The sequence below is a fragment of the Shewanella bicestrii genome, from assembly GCF_002216875.1.
Classification (GTDB): Bacteria; Pseudomonadota; Gammaproteobacteria; order Enterobacterales; family Shewanellaceae; genus Shewanella; species Shewanella seohaensis.
The window spans coordinates 61,684-76,795 of record NZ_CP022359.1; the positions used below are offsets into that span (position 1 = coordinate 61,684).

General features: G+C 51.6%; 17 protein-coding genes. All 17 read left to right on the forward strand.

Annotated elements, in window-relative coordinates; translation table 11 throughout:
- Positions 1-64 precede the first annotated feature (64 nt).
- The 17 genes from CF168_RS21330 to CF168_RS21405 all read left to right on the forward strand — a co-directional run bounded on the left by CF168_RS21330 (position 65) and on the right by CF168_RS21405 (position 15,101).
- Complete coding sequence (locus CF168_RS21330) at positions 65-2,518, forward strand: phosphoadenosine phosphosulfate reductase (RefSeq protein WP_001187970.1); 2,454 nt, start codon at positions 65-67, stop codon at positions 2,516-2,518.
- A 201-nt stretch (positions 2,519-2,719) separates the two neighbouring features.
- Positions 2,720-2,923 (forward strand): hypothetical protein, encoded by a 204-nt coding sequence (locus CF168_RS21335; RefSeq protein WP_000050848.1) that lies wholly within the window; start codon positions 2,720-2,722, stop codon positions 2,921-2,923.
- A 71-nt stretch (positions 2,924-2,994) separates the two neighbouring features.
- Entirely contained in the window at positions 2,995-3,600 is a 606-nt protein-coding gene (gene yfbR, locus CF168_RS21340) for a 5'-deoxynucleotidase (RefSeq protein ID WP_000071870.1), read from the forward strand.
- Entirely contained in the window at positions 3,593-3,862 is a 270-nt protein-coding gene (locus tag CF168_RS21345; RefSeq protein WP_000184110.1) for a hypothetical protein, read from the forward strand. Before yfbR ends, CF168_RS21345 begins: the two co-directional genes overlap by 8 nt.
- Positions 3,863-3,875: 13 nt before the next feature.
- Positions 3,876-4,094, forward strand: a complete 219-nt coding sequence (locus CF168_RS21350; protein ID WP_000260293.1) for a hypothetical protein — start codon at positions 3,876-3,878, stop codon at positions 4,092-4,094.
- Between the two features lie 73 nt (positions 4,095-4,167).
- A complete protein-coding gene (locus tag CF168_RS21355) occupies positions 4,168-4,725 on the forward strand; it encodes a pyruvate dehydrogenase (RefSeq protein ID WP_000064431.1) in 558 nt (185 codons plus the stop codon).
- A 74-nt stretch (positions 4,726-4,799) separates the two neighbouring features.
- The gene (locus CF168_RS21360) at positions 4,800-5,651 is read left to right on the forward strand and encodes a hypothetical protein (RefSeq protein ID WP_000595210.1); all 852 of its coding nucleotides are present in this window, start codon (positions 4,800-4,802) and stop codon (positions 5,649-5,651) included.
- 204 nt (positions 5,652-5,855) lie between these two features.
- Positions 5,856-6,002: a hypothetical protein gene (locus CF168_RS22415; protein ID WP_001032042.1), complete on the forward strand. Its 147-nt coding sequence runs from the start codon at positions 5,856-5,858 to the stop codon at positions 6,000-6,002.
- A 106-nt stretch (positions 6,003-6,108) separates the two neighbouring features.
- Positions 6,109-6,495 (forward strand): hypothetical protein, encoded by a 387-nt coding sequence (locus tag CF168_RS21365; protein ID WP_001077335.1) that lies wholly within the window; start codon positions 6,109-6,111, stop codon positions 6,493-6,495.
- A gap of 177 nt (positions 6,496-6,672) precedes the next feature.
- On the forward strand, positions 6,673-8,400 hold the full coding sequence (locus CF168_RS21370) for a DUF7146 domain-containing protein (protein ID WP_000122923.1): 1,728 nt from the start codon (positions 6,673-6,675) through the stop codon (positions 8,398-8,400).
- A complete protein-coding gene (locus CF168_RS21375) occupies positions 8,387-8,665 on the forward strand; it encodes a hypothetical protein (protein WP_000268337.1) in 279 nt (92 codons plus the stop codon). Before CF168_RS21370 ends, CF168_RS21375 begins: the two co-directional genes overlap by 14 nt.
- Positions 8,666-8,737: 72 nt before the next feature.
- Positions 8,738-8,977: a permease gene (locus CF168_RS21380; RefSeq protein ID WP_000714162.1), complete on the forward strand. Its 240-nt coding sequence runs from the start codon at positions 8,738-8,740 to the stop codon at positions 8,975-8,977.
- 9 nt (positions 8,978-8,986) lie between these two features.
- On the forward strand, positions 8,987-9,103 hold the full coding sequence (locus CF168_RS22420) for a hypothetical protein (protein ID WP_000338626.1): 117 nt from the start codon (positions 8,987-8,989) through the stop codon (positions 9,101-9,103).
- Positions 9,104-9,223: 120 nt separating this feature from the next.
- Positions 9,224-9,598: a hypothetical protein gene (locus CF168_RS21385; protein ID WP_000868821.1), complete on the forward strand. Its 375-nt coding sequence runs from the start codon at positions 9,224-9,226 to the stop codon at positions 9,596-9,598.
- A 113-nt stretch (positions 9,599-9,711) separates the two neighbouring features.
- Positions 9,712-10,437: a hypothetical protein gene (locus CF168_RS21390; RefSeq protein ID WP_000988732.1), complete on the forward strand. Its 726-nt coding sequence runs from the start codon at positions 9,712-9,714 to the stop codon at positions 10,435-10,437.
- Between the two features lie 240 nt (positions 10,438-10,677).
- Positions 10,678-14,832, forward strand: a complete 4,155-nt coding sequence (locus tag CF168_RS21400) for an RHS repeat-associated core domain-containing protein (RefSeq protein ID WP_167373724.1) — start codon at positions 10,678-10,680, stop codon at positions 14,830-14,832.
- The gene (locus CF168_RS21405) at positions 14,829-15,101 is read left to right on the forward strand and encodes a MafI family immunity protein (RefSeq protein WP_000787563.1); all 273 of its coding nucleotides are present in this window, start codon (positions 14,829-14,831) and stop codon (positions 15,099-15,101) included. The genes CF168_RS21400 and CF168_RS21405 overlap by 4 nt, the downstream gene beginning before the upstream one ends.
- Positions 15,102-15,112: the final 11 nt, after the last annotated feature.

The following is a 15,112-nucleotide window of genomic DNA, read 5'->3' on the forward strand; positions in this document are numbered from 1 at the left end:
AATTTTAACCCTACCGGGGTGCTTTCCCGGAAGGGATGGGCACCCTGCTAATCCAGGAGGCCCTATGCAACAAACATTAAACTTTGATCTATCAGAACAACCCATCCCAGTGCTTTTGCGTGGGGATAAGTGGGATTCTGTTTGGTCAGAACTGACTGATAACGAGGATTTGAACTTCGTTGATGCCAGTAGAGGAACCAGTCTGTCATCGTTGATCACGTCATCGGTTGAGTCCATTCACACGGCCTTAATTGATGGGTGGACCATGATGATCGGCTATTCCAGTGGTAAAGATTCTGAAACGGTCTTGCACCTGTTCCTGATGGCCCTGATCCGGGCTGTAAGGAGTGGGGCGACCATCAGCCAGCACCACTTCATCTTGCACACTGACACACTGATCGAAAGCCCAGAGGTAAGGTGGCTGGCGGATCAGAAACTGGCCGAGCTGGAGCGTTTCATTGCGAAGGAAAACCTTCCTCTGACCATCGTTCTAGCAAAGCCTGGGATCTCGCAGAGTTGGACGGGCCGAATCCTTACTGGGAGGGGGTTGCCTACGTTTTCCAACTCCACGGCCCGCCAGTGTAGCCAGGATTTAAAAATCACCTCTGCCAAAAGAGCGAAGGCAGCTTATATGCGAGAGCTTCCCAAAGAGGTTCGACAGAAAGTCTGCCTTTTGCTGGGCAGTCGTGATGCTGAAAGCACTATTCGTGCGGCCAACATTGCAAAACAGCGAGGAAGCTCAGATCGCGTCATTAAGACGAAAGATGGGGGTGAGCTGTATGTGGTGAAAAACTGGTTGGCGAGTGATGTCTGGGAGTTCTTACTATCCGCTGGCATGGGCTCAGCATATCCTCTGCCAAGTTACTTGGAGAGCAATGTCACTACGGCAGAGCTTTACAAGGCGGCAACAGGGGAGTGCGTGTGGTCGGCAACAGAGAAGAAGGCCAGTGACGCCTGTGGCGCTCGCTTCGGTTGCTGGGCTTGCCAGGCTGTTGGGTTGGATAAGTCAATGGAGACGTTGCTTGCCACGGACCCTGAAAGGCATGGCTATATGTCGGGGCTGAACCGCATCCAGCGCTACTTGGCAAAACGCCGGTACGCATGGGAAGACCGCCATCCCGTAGGTCGAACGATTTACGAGGGCGGATACATCAAAATACAGCCGGACGTTTACAGTCCTGTTTTCCTAGAACGATTGCTTCATGTCTGTTGCAGCATGGACTACATGGAGCAAAAGAGAGCTGATGAGCTGGCATACAAGCTGGCTACTGGTCAAGCAGAGGATAACGACTGGAACCGTCGAATGGCAGAGCCACAATTCCGGATCATATCGGAAGAGGCTTTAGTCCATATCGACTTCATGTGGGCCTTCCATCATTTCAATGATAAGCCTTTCCATGCCCTGGAGATTTACCACAGGGTTTGGTCGATGGGTGATCTGGACTTGCTGGAAGACGAGCCGCAGTGTGAAACCGTTCCTCAGTCACCAATTCCGAAGCCATTGTGGTTGAAGGTTGGTCGCTGGGGCGATGGTTCGCTTTCTGATGGCTTGGCCGATCCGTTAGCGGAAATGGCTTACTTTGACGGCGGGGATGACCCGTTGGCAGCGCAAGTGATCAATACCGCAGACGGAAAGAGAAGGGTGGTTTGCTTCGCAGAAGATGATGAAGTGAAAGTCGATCCCGACTCCGCTGCGTTCATCATCTGGAACGAATACCCGCGACTAAGGGAGTCTGTACTAAAGGGACATTATACGCCCGGTAGTGCAGCGCAGTTCTACCTTCGGTTCGGAGCAATCCAGCTTGCGAAAGGAAAAGGCGCTTTGTATCACCGTATGATGCAAAGAGGTCAAACCTACCACCAGATGGGCCTTACAGGGCTACAGACGATGGAAGGAATCCAACAGCGCAAGGATGTCAAAGTGCTTAGCGATGCTAAGTACAAAGATCTGGTGAAGCGAAAAATCAAGGGAAGACTGGCAACGGTACGCTGGTGGGTCAACTTGCACTTAACGTTCAAGTACCATCTGCACCACCGTACTCCGACGGGGTTGTTCATCGAGAAGCAACTTGACCAGGAAGCAATGGAAGAACAGAAACGGCATCAGGAGCGATGGTTTAACTACGTGACTGACGCGATGCTTTGTTACTCCAGCGCATTCTGTATGAGCGTCATGGAAGGGCGAGAGGGGAGCGGAAACGCCAACATTCGTCGTTACATGGCCGCGACCAGAAGGAAGGCTTATACGGCCCTCTGCGAGCTCTTGGACAATACTGACGCCCAGTGGGTGAATGATGTGGTCCAGAGTGCCGTAGGGCAGTATGAGGCGATACAGGCAGCCCTAACCGAAGGTTCCGCGCTTGCTATCTATCTCGACTGGATCAACCTACTGTCAAAACGCCATCCAGCCTCTTTGGAGCGACATGTCAGAACGATGATCAAGGCGGTTCAACGCTTACATCGCCGCGACGACACAGAGTTGCAAAGAGGACAGCAAGGCTTGTCCTTGGCCGCATAAAAAGCCCTCCTTCGGGAGGGCTTTTTCTTTTGCACCCCAAAAGGGCAATTACAGCGTTTTACCCTTTTAGGTGGCTGTCATACTCTTTGTTCATTGTCAGCGCTTGCTGGCTATAACGGTAGCTGGCCCAAAACAGCAATAACCTAACCCCTCGGGAGGAAACCCCTCCTGGGTTCTCTCCCACAAACAAAGGAGAGAAGCATGAGCCTAGACAAGTTAAGTCGGCTGGTGGACCAACAACGAAAGACCCAGGATGAAATCGACAATGAAATCATTCTGGCCGTCAAAGAGGTGTTGGCTACAAACTCAGTCGGTTTAGCCCGTGAGCTTGTTGGGGGTGTCCCGCAAGATCATCCATTCCATCCGTTTTTACTCGCTATAGCTAAGCAGCTTGACCCGAGATAACTAAGTAACCCAACCGGGTACACCAAGGCCCGGTCGGCTTTGGTGTACCTCCAACCAATTTTGGAGGCACTATGTCTAATTCAAATTTCGGCTTTCTAGCTCTGGCCTTGCGCCAACGCCTGATCAAACGCTGGTCACTGATGCACTCTGTTCAACCGGAGTCTGTGTTGGAACACAGCGCTGTTGTTACCCTGCTTTCCTACCTGGCTGGCAATATTGCCATTCAGCAAGGGAAGTCGGTGGATCTGGCAGTCATGCTTGCTCATGCTTCGTTGCATGATGCAGCCGAGGTTCTCTGTTCGGATGTTGTAACACCGGTCAAGAAAGCAAACGCTGTTTTGCAGCGTGAGTTTGAACGACTGGAAAAGGCCGCAGAGGACAAACTCATCCAGACTCTTCCCGAAGAACTCCAGGATGCAGTCGCCATAGCCTTCGCTCCCGGTGGCTATGAACAATCACTGGTTAAGGCCTGTGATACCTACTCCGCTTACATCAAGTGCAAACTTGAGGTGGCCGCAGGTAATGGCCTTGAGTTCCAGGATGCTCTCAGCAAAATGGAACGTGTTGTTGCTCAGGTGAAATCGGACTTCCCGGAAATCGACGCTCTGGACAAATGGTTTGGTAACGGACTCGGCCATTCAGTAGATAAACTGCTGGCAGGGGGTAACGATGACTAATCCAATCCCTGGCGACATCAAGATTAAGGACTTTGGCCGCGACCGGAAATTCCGTTCGGTTGATGAGCTTCAAAGCACTTTGTCAGAACAGTACAAAGGTCAGCATGTCAGCATCGTTTACCCTGCAAAGCCCAGCGGTTTACTCCGCACGGTTTTTGTCAGTGTCGATGATGCTGGTGGCGTGAATCGAACCTATGGGGACCAGTCTCCTGTCGATTTTTCTGCCATCAAAGATGACCTGTATGTACCAAGTGACCTGTAGGAGAGCACTAGCTATGGTGGTGATCATCGTAAACACAGGACACTATGAGTTTATCGGCCTTGGTGAGACCCACGGACAAGCCACAGAAGGGCTTTTGAAACGCTGGGACGAACACTGCGAACGTAATCCGGATGCTGAGTCTGGTTACATGCAGGAGCTGATAGAAGAAGGAAGCGCACAAGTTGTCGAGATGGAGCCCGGCTCCGCCGTAATTTACGGACTTGACGGCTAAGCCTTCTCAACTAACCCACTCGGGCGCATCATCCCGAGAGGGTGTGGTGCGTCCTAACCAAAAGGAATGCACTATGTCTAACTTTGAACAAGCTCTGGAGCGTACTGACGGTAAAACACTGATTCTCAGCAATGGGAGTAAGTGGGCAGGCCAAGACCCGGACAGCATTCAGACTTTACTGGATGTCCTGGGTGACAACGTTCTTGACCCGATGTTTGAGCAGTATCACTGTTATCGCCCATACCCGTTTGAACCAATGGTGAGGACGGGGCGAAATGGCGAAATGTTCCAGCCTTGGCTTGGGGCAGCCTGCTTCTTTGGGAACTTCCTGACCGTCTCTCATGTTTTCAACATCATCACGAAAGATGACGGTGTTGTTGAGGCCTTAACAGAGGCGATCCGGAAGAATATGGCGACTGAACAGTACCAGCAGAATGCCTATGAGCGTTATGCCGGTTGGTTCTACGCTGAAACCAGCGAAGGGTTAAGGCTAGTCTCTCCAAGTGAGGCTGCCGACATCCGAGCTGGCGCAGTTTCAAAGCTGCGTTACCCAAGAAACTTCGAGGTTATGAAAACTGCGGTTCTCAAAGGTCCTCGATTTGATACTGAATTAAACCGCAAGGCTTCTTAACCCAAACATTAACCCCACGGGGGACATCGGTCCCTGAGGGGATGGTGTCTCCCTCTGAAATTAAGGAGATACCAATGATTAAACAGCATTTTCAAAACGAACTGGTTAAGTGTGGATACCCGGATGATCTGACGATTGAGTACAGTCTCGGATACTGCCAGGGGGATGGCGTAGCCTTCTACGGGGATTTGAGCGTTGATGACGTCAAAGCTCTCATGAATCGCCTATTCAGCACTGAGCCCGGCCAAGTGGATGCTGTCAGCCGCGTGAAGAACCTGATGGCACAGAAAGACATTGAGAATATGCTTTCTGTCCTCCGCGAATATGGTTCCTGTGACCTGTCCATTACTCGGAATAGTCACGGGCATCACTACAGCCATTGGAACTGCATGAACATCGACGACAACGTGGACTTCACAGGGATCTTCCCTGATGATGATTCCATGATTGGCACCGGCATTGAAGGGATTAACCAGGATATGGTCGAGCGCTGGCAAGACCTCTGGGAACGCTTTGTGCTGGAGCTGGCGGATGATGTAAAAAGTCTTTCCAAGAAGCTCGAAGCGGACGGGTACTCGCTGATCGAGGCCTCTCCATGCGAAGATGAAGTGGTTTGGGAACGGGCCACTGAAAACTACCTGGTGCGTGTTACTGAACTCCCTGAGCGGGATTTCGATATGGGCCACTGGGATGACGAAGTAAGAGACCAAACAATTTGTTCTATCCTGGAAGGGAAAGAGCGAGTGCTTGGCCTACGTGTTGAGGTACTCTCTCGTGAAAACGAGATTGTCCTGGGTGAAGAGAGTCTGCACGGCTTGACCGTTGCCAGTGATGACAAGAGCTACGCTGGCTACAGACGAGAACTTCTCCGGGGCGCTATCCAGCAAACCAGGGACTTTTTCTCTCGCCACCTCAAAGCGGCATAACAAGGCAGGGGGAAACCCCTGCTTTACTTCCCAAGTCTTCTTACTCATGGTTAAGCCATCAGTAAGCAGATTTTGTCCTCCCTGAGGGCGAAAGCGTGCGATAGCTGGTCGCCAAAAACAAACAGCAAATTAACGTTAATTTATTAATCCCTGCGGGAGTCTATCTCCTGCTGGAGATACCTCCCGTTATTTCTGGAGGTATCCATGAACAAATTCCAAGACTTTAAGTTGGTTTATCGTCAAGGTGGTCGTCGCTTAGAGCGTGTCTTTAAGGACACTCTTTACGCGAATGTGAAGCGTGTCGCTGACTCGTTTCCTCCGACCGTTCTTTGGCGCATTCAGCCAGCGTAAAACTCGGAACCTTAAAGCTCGGCTTTGGCCGTGACCTTTCAATAACCCATGCGGGTACACTTCCCCGCACGGGGTAGGTGTACCCATTAACTTTGGAGTACACCTTATGAACCAAGTAGCTAAATTGGACCTCGCCCAAATCCGTCAACAAGCCATCAATGATGGTCTGCTGGTGGACCAATCTTCCATCGGTAAACAAGCTGGTTTCCTGACCAATGTGGCAGTGACCCCGGCAATTGTCGATGGAGTATTTGGTGCAGATGGTAAGCACTCGGTAGAAGACTTCCTTTTCATGTTTTTGCAGCTTTGTGTTGCTCAAACAAAGGTCGCTTTTACCGACAACAAGAATTGGGGAAAGATTCGTCTTTATTACCCCATGCCCACTGTAGATGGCTTTTTCAAACCCACTGAGGTTGTGATTAAGTCAGATCCTGTAACCGCAGATGTCACAATCATGATGGCCTCGGAAGATGGCACTCATTTGTGCTTGTGATATTCACAAAATTCGCCTCCGTTTCGGGGGCGACCTTTTTAAACCCCTCGCCGGGGAGTTCTCCCCGGCTGGGGAGCCTCCTTGGCACATTCTCCCGGTGTCGGGGTTTCCTTAAAACCCTGGCGACGGGGGTTTAAGGAAGCCTCGATGCTGGGGTTCACGCTAAGGAGAAAACCTATGTCTTACTACAAAGCTGACACCGTTCGTGAAGCTGCAAACGGAAACTGGCTATTCATCCTGGCGGCCCTAGCGCCCCATCTTGAACCAGCTCTCCGTAAACCTGGTCGTCATGTTTCTTGTCCTATCCACGGCGGGAAAGATGGCTTCCGACTGTTCAAGGATGCCCACCTGACTGGTGGCGGCGTATGCAATACATGCGGTGCCAATCATGATGGTTTTGAGCTGCTGATGTGGCTCAATAACTGGGACTTTAAACAGTGCCTGAGCGAGGTTGGTGATTATCTGGGCGTTGAGAAAGAGCAACCCCAGTATCAACAAGCCGCTGCACCGACACGAGCTCCTGTCCAGGCCAAAGCGCCTGTTCAGCAAGAGCCTATGAAGGTGAATAACAAGGTTCTCGATTCCAAGAATCGTAAAAAATCCATTGCCGGTACTCTGATTGCCCACGGTAAAGCTCCTTATGAGCATAACGAAGACAACGAGCTCAGCTACTTTGCCTTCATCCGTGACAAGAGCGGTTTGGAACGCACCATCTGGGGCGTGGATCTTGAAAGAGCCATTGGTGAAAGTGAAGCCAAGTATGGGGATGAGATCGTCATGACAAACCTCGGGCGCGAGCCTGTAACTGTCGTCGTTGAAGTTAAGGACGAGCAGGGGAATGTTGTGAGAGAACAACCTATGCAAACGCATCGCAACACCTGGCTGGTGGAACGTCGCGGCGCTACGGTAACGCAGTTCCGCGCTCGCTCGAACGGTGGTGTTGAGCCGGTGAGTCACCATGTTGAGTCGGCCCCTGTGGTCAACCGCACGGTAGAAGCTCCGGCACCGCAAGTACAACATGCGGCCACACAACCGGAAGAGCAAAGCAGCGAAAACAAGCCGAAAGTTGTTCCGATGTTTCGTGAACAACCTAAGCCTTGGCTGCTTGAGCTCCAAGAAGAAATGGAGAAGAGAATGGAGCGCGAACGCGCTTACAGTGCTCGTCTCCGTGAGAAAATCGAGAAGGTATGGAACGAGTGTTTGCCGTTCTCCAGTCATGTGACTGAGCCAATGCGTCTGTACTTCAAAAACCGCGAGCTTCTGTTCAAGGTTGATGAAGTAGAAAAAACAGACTGTCTGCGGTTCAATCCGGCTATGGCCTACTACGACGAAGATGGCAATGAAGTTGGGAAATTCCCGGCTATCGTCTGCGCTATCCGAGATGTGGAAGGCAACCTGGTAACGCTCCACCGCACCTATCTCACCCAAAACGGTAAAAAAGCCAAGGTCGGCAACGCCAAGAAGATGATGCCCATTCCTGACGGTTTGGATGTCAATGGCGCGGCCATCCGCCTCGGTGAACCGACTGAGGGTATCCTGGGTGTTGCAGAAGGGCTGGAAACAGCCCTGTCAGCTTATCGAGTCACTCAAATCCCGGTTTGGTCAACGGTCAATGCGACCCTGATGGAGTCCTTCGAGGTTCCAGAAGGTGTTCACACCGTACTGATCTGGGCTGACAAAGATAAGTCTGTGACTGGTGAGAAGTCAGCGAACGTGCTGAAAGCCAAGCTGGAGAAGCGCGGCATTCGTGTGTACGTCCTGCTGCCTAAACTCCCGATCCCGCCCAGAGCGAAAGGGATTGACTGGAACGATGTCCTGATGAGTCAGGGAAGCCTCGGTTTCCCGAATGCTCGCTACCTGCGCGATTTCATTGCGAGAAGGAGAGCTGAGTATGGCCGTCATTGATGTCTCGAAGGTTGATACAACGCCTGGTAACGACGCGGTGTGCCCCTTTTCTCCCCCTGAGGGGTGGGAGGGGGACTCTGCGGCCTACGTTGAGCTTATGCGGTCTCGGTATCGTCATCTGATGCACGGCCAGAGAATGATGGTGACAGCCTCCTTCGCAAGAAGGGAGCCTATCCAAGTTACTGGCCCGTTTGCTGATGAAGCGACGAAGATCATTAACTCAATGAAGATGAACAAGGCGAAGCCAACAGCTTTGTCTGCCTAAAACTTTAACCCTGAGGGGGTGTTCATGCCCTCTCGGGCATGATTCGCCTCCTCTTCAACTATGGAGGTAATCATGAAAAAGTTTTTGCGTATTAAGACGTGGTTTGTGCGTCTTTTCTCTCCTGACAAGAAGACTCTGGGAGCTATCGGTGAAGACCTGCGTAAGGTCGCCGTAACAGCCATCGGTGTCGGTATTGTAGGATTGGCTGTATCTGGGGACACTATAACCGTCAAAGAAGCCGGTTTGGTGTTGGTCATTGGGGTTATCCTGTGGATCTATGGTATAATCTTAACCAAGGTCAGCAATTCCTAAGGGGGTCAAATGGACGCTTTCACATTAGGCATGTTGGGGTTGCTCATTTTTTTCACTGTCGTCACTGGCGGCAGTCTGTATCTCTACCATGAGAAACAGAAGGAAAAAAAGCATCACAACGCCTAAAGAGTAACTGCGATAATGAACGTAAAGGCCAGCAATAGCTGGCCTTTTTTTATACTTGCAGTTTGAAGTGTTACATGTCACGATGAAGTTGGTGTGACATGTAACGGTAAAGGTGTTTTTTTGAAAGTATCCAATGAAGATGCTCAGGCTACGGCGATCTATCTCCTCAGAGCTGCTTCGCGCCCAGCTTTCTGGCGTGACGTCCCATTCGATAAGAAACTTGAAGCCGTGGACAGCCTGAACAGCATGGGGCGATCACCATCAGAACTCACTGAATGGATTAATAAATATCTGACAGCAGAGCAAATCAATAAACTCGGGACATCAATTAGGCAACGTCGCAGAAGGGGATATGGTGTTGGTAAAAGCATAACTATAAGCGATAAAGCCCACAGGATTTTGAAGCGGTTGGCAGAAGTCGATGGTTGCAATTTGTCAGAAGTGATAGAGAAACGCCTAGCCCGAGCTTATAAAAATACTTGGGACCACAAATAGAGTGGCACTAGGGGTTGCATTTTTAAAACCCGTGGTAGCATCTAAATGAACCCTAACGAATAGGGGTGCTGGCGGCGATGCCGACCATTATCCCGATAATGGAGAAATAGACCATGATGACACTGACTACTGTCTCGAAGAAAACTTCTAATAATTCAGCCCTTGTATTCTGGCGCGTTGGTACAAAACGGAAAGGCATCCTTGATGTTCGTATTGATTTTGACAACGAGGAGGCAGATCTTTTGGCTGAGCTCGTAGCCATTCGCTATCTGGCGCTGGACAAACAGGTTTTTTGCAGAGAGCCAGGTGCTGGTGCTGGTTACAAGCTGGTGGTATCCAAAGGTGCGATTAAAAAGCTGGCGCTGGGCAAATCCACCAAGGAGTTTGCATTCAAGTTTGCGGCTTGCCTCACTGGACGTTTAAAGGGCGCTACTATTGAAGTTTCGCAGAGCATGGAGTTTATGGATGAGCCGGGTGAGGGCAACGTTGAGCTCCTCGATGTGGACAAGCAAGCCTATACTCAAACCCATGACGAAATCTCTACACCGGCCATTGGTCCCGTCCTTGTTACTCAACATGCCATCGATCAGTATCAGGCCCGGATAACCTCTGGAGACCCTAAAAAACCGTGGGCCTCACTCGTTGGTCGCCTCCAGCATCCAGAGTTACAGGTTCAACCCTTTGACGAGAAAGTGGCTCGCCATAAAGCCAGAAAGTATGGCCGCGTAGATAACGTGGAAGTCTGGGGCCATAGAGATTCCAAGTTCAAGTACCTGATGGTGATCAACGACGACAACCAAAAACGTGTTCTTGTCACAGTGTTTGAGCGAAATGAGTAACCTGCTTCTCATTTGTTCTGAATACACAACCTCTCCAAATCACGTATTCATACCCTAAAAGGGCAAAAACGCAGTCGTTGATAACGACTCTCCCACCTGAAAATAGCTCCAGCATAAAAACTGGAGCTGTAAATGAGATCGAGACCTTCCCTTTTACTGATGCGAAACCTGCGGTCATTGGCCGTTGTGGTGCTCGCAACTTTGCCATGCGTTGCTTTTGCACAATGGCGGGTTGTAGCCGTGAGCACCGAAGTAGACAAAATGCGCTTCAACACCATCATAGACGCGCATTCCTTCATGAAGAATTATCGCTCTGGTGAGGAGCAAGGGAAGGGAACGCCAGTTGGGGATGCGCTTTATCCGGTTGCCAGTTATGGTGATGGCCGTTATGTCTCCAGGATCTGTTTTAAGTATCTAGGTGCTACTGGCGATTATGACCCCACTACCTGCACTGGCGACCCAGCTACGGTCTACTGGCGCTCAACCTATGTTCTGCCGGGTGAGATGGATAAAACACCGTTCCTGGACAGGGATCTCGGCTTACCAACAACGACCATGTGTGTAGGGAACCCTATCCATCTTGGCACCGGCAACAAGTTCCAGGCTGAACTGGATTATCAAAGCGGAGGCTCCGACCCTTTCACATTCACCAGATACTACAATAGCCACCTTCCTGATGAAGAGCTCGGCGGCTGGCGGCATACCTACTCGCGGAGCGTCGAGGTCAACGCCTCGAAGTACGGTGAGAACATGGTTGTCCTGCACCGGCCAGAAGGGCAACAACTCGCGTTCTACAACTCGTCCTCTGTCTGGGTGCCAACATGGAAAACCGATGATACCTTGACGAAGGATGCTACCGGCTGGCGTTACACTCAATCTGACGGGGTAGTCGAGGCCTATGATGAAACCGGACGACTGACCGGCATCGAGAAGCCCAACGGCAATCACATCACCCTGAGCTATCTGAACGGAGAGCTATCCTCGATCACTGACGGCTTTGGCCGCAACATCCAGTTCCAGCATCAAGATGGCCGCATGGTCAGTGTCACCGATCCTGCTGGTGGCAGTATTCAGTACCAGTACAACAGCGCTGGCAAGCTGGCGGAAGTGATCTACCAGGACAATACGAGCCGCAGCTATCTCTACGATGACCCGAATGCACCGGGTTTGCTCTCTGGGCTGGTGGACGAGAACGGCAACCGTTTCGCCACATGGGGATATGATGCTCAGGGGATAGCAGTTCTAAGTGAACACGCCGGGGGCGCAGAGAAGACTCAGGTAAGCTACAACGCTGACGGAAGCGTCTCTGTCACCAACGCCCTCGGCCACGTTCAGCGATATACCTACAGCCGTCACAACGGGATGCTCAAGCCTGATGTTGTTGAGGGTGCGCCGTGTACCGGCTTTGTGGGAGGCAAGGAAACCTACGTCTACGACAGCAAAGGCCTCGTCTCCAGCATTACAGATCGTGCTGGACAGAAGCGCACGTTCACCCATAACGACCGGGGATTGGAAACCACCCAGATAGACCAGGATGGGGGCAAGGTTACGACCGACTGGCTTCCTTCCAAGTCGCTCCCTGCAAAAATCACGGAACCAACCAGGATCACTGAGCTTACCTACGACACTCATCTCCGGGTGATAAGCCGCAAGGTCACAGATCGCAGCTCGGGCGCTTCCCGGACATGGACCTACACCTATGCCCCTGTTGGTACAGGAAAGCCGAGCCTGTTGGCCTCGGTTGATGGTCCGCGCACCGACGTCAGCGATGTTACGACATTTGACTACGATGACCAGGGCAACCTGATCCGGACAACAAACGCGCTGGGGCAGGTGATGCAGTTTGGTGACTACGACGCGAACGGTCGCGCCGGGACCATTCAGGGCGTCAACGGTGTAACCCAAACCCTCACCTATGACGCCAGAGGAAGACTTGTCAGCTCCACTGGACCAGAAGGAACCACGGCCTACAACTATGATGCTGTGGGCCTCCTGAGCTCGCTGACTAAGCCAAATGGTGCAACCGTCAGCTATGAGTACGACGCTGCACATCGGCTGGTGGCGGAAACAGATGCACAGGGCAACCGGCGCGAGCTTGAGCTCAATGACCTCGGGAACCCAGTAGAAGAGCGACTGCTCGATGCGCTGGGCCAGACCCGTTGGATAGAGCGCCGGATCTTCAACGAAATCGGCTGGCTCTCCAGTGTCTCCGACGCCTATAGCAATCAGTCATCGTTTTCCTACGATGTGGTGGCAAACCTGATACAGGAGACCAGTCCCTCTGGTAACACACACTCCTACAAGTACGACGGCTTCCATCACCGGACACAAACGACCGATCCACTCGGGAAGGTCACGCAGGTGCTCTACAAGGATACCGGCGATGTTTACCGTGTCTCCGACCCTCGTTCGCGCCTGACCTACTACAGCTACAACGGCTTTGGCGAAGTGACTCAGGTCCGGAGCCCGGACACCGGCACCACCGACATTACCTATGACGAAGCCGGTAACGTGGCAACGCGCAAGACGGCCAAGGGACAAACCACAAGCTACAGCTACGACGCGCTGAACCGGATCATCGAGGCATCCAGCGGTGTCGCTGGCGAATCGCCAATTCTGTACGGGTACGACGAAGCAACCTCACCATACGGCATGGGCCGCTTGACCTCAGTCGATGATGGCAACGGTGTCCGGAGATATGGCTATACACCCGAAGGATGGTTGGCTTACGAGACCTGGGAAACCCACGGGCAGAGCCTTACTACCCAGTACCAATACGATGGTGCAGGCCTCATCACGAAGATCACGTATCCCAGTGGTCGTGAGGTTTCCTACACCCGTGATTTAGCCGGTGACGTCATCGAGGTGGCAACGACACAAGCAGGCACCACAACAAGCCTGGCAAGCCAGATCGAGCGAGCGCCCTTTGGCCCCGTCACCAGTATGGTCAGATGGAACGGCATTTCAGAAAGTCGCTCTTTGGATCTCAATTACCGAGTCACCGGCATCGACGCTACTAGAGTGCATTCGCTGGTCTATCGGTACACGCCAGACTCGTTGATTTCAGCCATAGACGACAATCTCAGCTCATCAGTCAATCAGTCACTCGGTTATGACGCGGTTGGCCGCATCACCTCTGCTGAGGGGCTCTATGGCGTTTTGGGCTATGGCTATGACGCCACCGGCAACAGGACCTCGATCACGACCGATGGCCTGAGCCAAAGCTACACCATCAACTACATGAACAACTGGCTGGTGAAGACTGGGCAAACCTCCAGAAGCTATGACGCCAATGGCAACCTGACGAAGCAGGGGGCGGATACCTTCACCTATGACAGCCAGAACCGGCTGGTGGCCGCAACGGTCGCTGGAGTGACAGCAGCTTACACCTACAACCATCTGGATCAGCGTGTAACTAAGACCCTAAACGGCCAGACCCGCCTACTGATTTACGGCTTGGCAGGAAACCTCATCGAGGAGCTGGACGCAGCCACTGGAGACGTGCTGGCGGAGTATATCTGGCTCGATGGCACCCCCTTGAGCTTTGCTCAGTCAGGACAGACCTATCAAGTCCACGTCGATCATCTGGGCACCCCGAAGGCGCTAACCGACGCCAGCGGCCAAGTGGTTTGGAAGGCGAGCTACAGCCCGTTCGGTAAGGCCAGCATCACCACTCAGGGGCCGACCTTCAATTTGCGGTTCCCAGGACAGTATTACGACGCGGAGACCGGGCTCCACTACAACTGGCGGCGTTACTACGACCCGAATACCGGGCGTTACATCACCAGTGACCCGATTGGGCTGGCTGGTGGGATTAACACCTATGCCTATGCGCTGAGCAACCCGATAGGCAATGCAGATCCAACAGGGGAGTTTGTGCCGCTTCTTCTGGGGGCTTATGTTGCCATAGACTTTGCCTTGAGCGCTTGGGACGCCTATGACACCTTCAAGACCATCACCAGTGATTGTGCGACCTCAAGAGAAAAGTGGATTTCCGGGGGGCTTTTTGCTGCTGGGATTATCCTGCCTGGCAACTATAAGGCGCTAGGGAATGTTGCGGAACGCGCTTTTAAAAATACGGCTGATGATTTTGTAGACCTAGCCAGTTCCCAGAGACGTAAGCATATTCTTGATGGTGACGCCACTGGTGGAGGGCATCGAGCAGGAACAGGCAAGCCTGGAAAAAGTGAGTTTCCTCAAAGTTGGTCTGATGAAAAAATTATGCACGTCATTTCCGATATAGCTACCGATCCAAATGTTTCTCGAAAGGCTGGGCGCGGTGGTAGGACTATTGCAGAGGCAGTTAAAGAAGGTATTAATGTTCGTGTAATACAAGAATCTAATGGTGATATTGTTTCAGGTTTTCCAACAAACGTACCAAGGAATCCAAAATGAAAAATGAATATAGAGAAATTGAATCCACGCTAGATCTTTTGCTTATGGTGCTGTCTGATTCGTTTTCTGAATCTGAAAGTATAGAAGTGCAAGAATTTATTGATGTGGGTGAGTATGGAATCGCACTAGAAACTATCATTGACATTATTAATGAAGAGTCAAAGAACATAACAAATGAAGCTGAGTTTCTGATTGAAAAAGCAGGGAGGATAATGAATATGGATACTACATCCATTGTAGATAAGATTTCAAAACATATAGATAAATAATAAGATGAAAA

Bases quoted from the DNA above. Each gene is read 5' to 3' on its own strand.
- CF168_RS21345 (WP_000184110.1), top strand. From the start codon at position 3,593: ATGACTAATCCAATCCCTGGCGACATCAAGATTAAGGACTTTGGCCGC.
- CF168_RS21375 (WP_000268337.1), top strand. From the start codon at position 8,387: ATGGCCGTCATTGATGTCTCGAAGGTTGATACAACGCCTGGTAACGAC.
- CF168_RS21380 (WP_000714162.1), top strand. From the start codon at position 8,738: ATGAAAAAGTTTTTGCGTATTAAGACGTGGTTTGTGCGTCTTTTCTCT.
- CF168_RS21360 (WP_000595210.1), top strand. From the start codon at position 4,800: ATGATTAAACAGCATTTTCAAAACGAACTGGTTAAGTGTGGATACCCG.
- CF168_RS21350 (WP_000260293.1), top strand. From the start codon at position 3,876: ATGGTGGTGATCATCGTAAACACAGGACACTATGAGTTTATCGGCCTT.
- CF168_RS21370 (WP_000122923.1), top strand. From the start codon at position 6,673: ATGTCTTACTACAAAGCTGACACCGTTCGTGAAGCTGCAAACGGAAAC.
- CF168_RS21335 (WP_000050848.1), top strand. From the start codon at position 2,720: ATGAGCCTAGACAAGTTAAGTCGGCTGGTGGACCAACAACGAAAGACC.
- CF168_RS22415 (WP_001032042.1), top strand. From the start codon at position 5,856: ATGAACAAATTCCAAGACTTTAAGTTGGTTTATCGTCAAGGTGGTCGT.
- CF168_RS21330 (WP_001187970.1), top strand. From the start codon at position 65: ATGCAACAAACATTAAACTTTGATCTATCAGAACAACCCATCCCAGTG.
- CF168_RS21355 (WP_000064431.1), top strand. From the start codon at position 4,168: ATGTCTAACTTTGAACAAGCTCTGGAGCGTACTGACGGTAAAACACTG.
- CF168_RS21390 (WP_000988732.1), top strand. From the start codon at position 9,712: ATGATGACACTGACTACTGTCTCGAAGAAAACTTCTAATAATTCAGCC.
- CF168_RS21405 (WP_000787563.1), top strand. From the start codon at position 14,829: ATGAAAAATGAATATAGAGAAATTGAATCCACGCTAGATCTTTTGCTT.
- yfbR (WP_000071870.1), top strand. From the start codon at position 2,995: ATGTCTAATTCAAATTTCGGCTTTCTAGCTCTGGCCTTGCGCCAACGC.
- CF168_RS22420 (WP_000338626.1), top strand. From the start codon at position 8,987: ATGGACGCTTTCACATTAGGCATGTTGGGGTTGCTCATTTTTTTCACT.
- CF168_RS21365 (WP_001077335.1), top strand. From the start codon at position 6,109: ATGAACCAAGTAGCTAAATTGGACCTCGCCCAAATCCGTCAACAAGCC.